Consider the following 1,296-nt stretch of genomic DNA (forward strand, 5'->3'; position numbering starts at 1 on the left):
GTTACATTCCGAACCCGGAAGCTAAGCCTTACAGCGCCGATGGTACTGCAGGGGGGACCCTGTGGGAGAGTAGGACTTCCTGGCGCAGAACTACCAGACCGGCGGCAGCTCCAACGACGGTGAGTACTCCAACCCTGAGTTCGACCGCCTCCTGCGCGAATCGGCCGGCCAGACCGATCAGGCCAAGGCTCAGGAACTGCTCGATCAGGCTCAGGAAGTCCTGCTCAAGGACCTGCCCGCAGTTCCGACGTGGTACCGCAACGCTGCCAGTGGATGGTCGGAGAACGTCTCCAACGTGACCATCAGCTGGAACGGTGTTCCGGTCTACGAAGACATCGAAAAGAACTGACGCGTAGAACGATCCGCATCTGAAACGTGAGTTCGGGGCGGCAGGCGCCCTGCCTGCCGTCCCGAACTCGTGTTCACACCGGACTGTCCGCTGACGTACACGATCATCGACAAGGAGGTGATCCGATGCTCTGGTACATCGGTCGCCGAGTGCTTCAAATGATCCCGGTTTTTCTCGGGGCCACTCTTCTGATCTACGCCATGGTCTTCCTGCTTCCCGGTGATCCGATTGCCGCGTTGGCGGGCGACAAGGCGCTCAGTCCGGCTGTTGCACAACAGCTTCGGGAGCGCTACCACCTCGACCTCCCCTTCTATCAGCAGTACCTGCTGTACCTGAAGGGCATCTTCACGCTGGACTTCGGCACGTCGTTCTCCGGACGACCTGTCAGTGAAGTTCTGGCACAGGCATTTCCGATCACGATGAAACTTGCCTTCATGGCACTGATCGTCGAGACGGTCTTCGGTGTCGGCTTCGGCCTCATCGCCGGCCTGCGTAAGGGCGGATTCTTCGACAGCACCGTCCTGCTGTTCAGCCTCGTTCTCATCGCCATCCCGATCTTCGTGATCGGCTTCCTGGCTCAGTTCTTCATCGGCGTCAAATGGGGCATCGTCCCGCCGACGGTCGGTGGCAACACCAGTTTCACGAATCTCCTTCTCCCGGCACTGGTTCTCGGCTCGGTCTCGTTCGCCTACGTCCTGCGACTGACCCGAACGTCCGTGGCGGAGAATCTGACTGCCGATTACGTCCGCACCGCTACCGCCAAGGGACTTTCCCGTGGACGAGTGGTTCGCGTGCACGTGTTGCGCAACTCGCTGATCCCAGTGGTCACGTTCCTGGGTGCCGACCTCGCGAGCGGCCGCGCAGACAAGGACGCGGCCGAGGCGCTTCGCTCGCTGGTCTCGCTCTACTCGCTGTGCTCGTCGCTGCATGGTTCCTTCACTCATGAC

The 1,296-nt window shown here is 60.8% G+C and carries 1 protein-coding gene and 1 rRNA gene; both read left to right on the plus strand.

Going from position 1 to position 1,296, the window contains the following annotated elements; translation table 11 throughout:
• A 5S ribosomal RNA gene (gene rrf, locus ABT116_RS47125) occupies window positions 1–86 on the plus strand; the annotation flags it as partial.
• A gap of 388 nt (window positions 87–474) precedes the next feature.
• Window positions 475–1,296, plus strand: an 822-nt coding sequence (locus tag ABT116_RS47130) for an ABC transporter permease (RefSeq protein ID WP_351647526.1), incomplete at its 3' end; no start/stop codon positions are given.

Source organism: Streptomyces sp. NPDC002130 (genome assembly GCF_040296465.1).
Classification (GTDB): Bacteria; Actinomycetota; Actinomycetes; order Streptomycetales; family Streptomycetaceae; genus Streptomyces.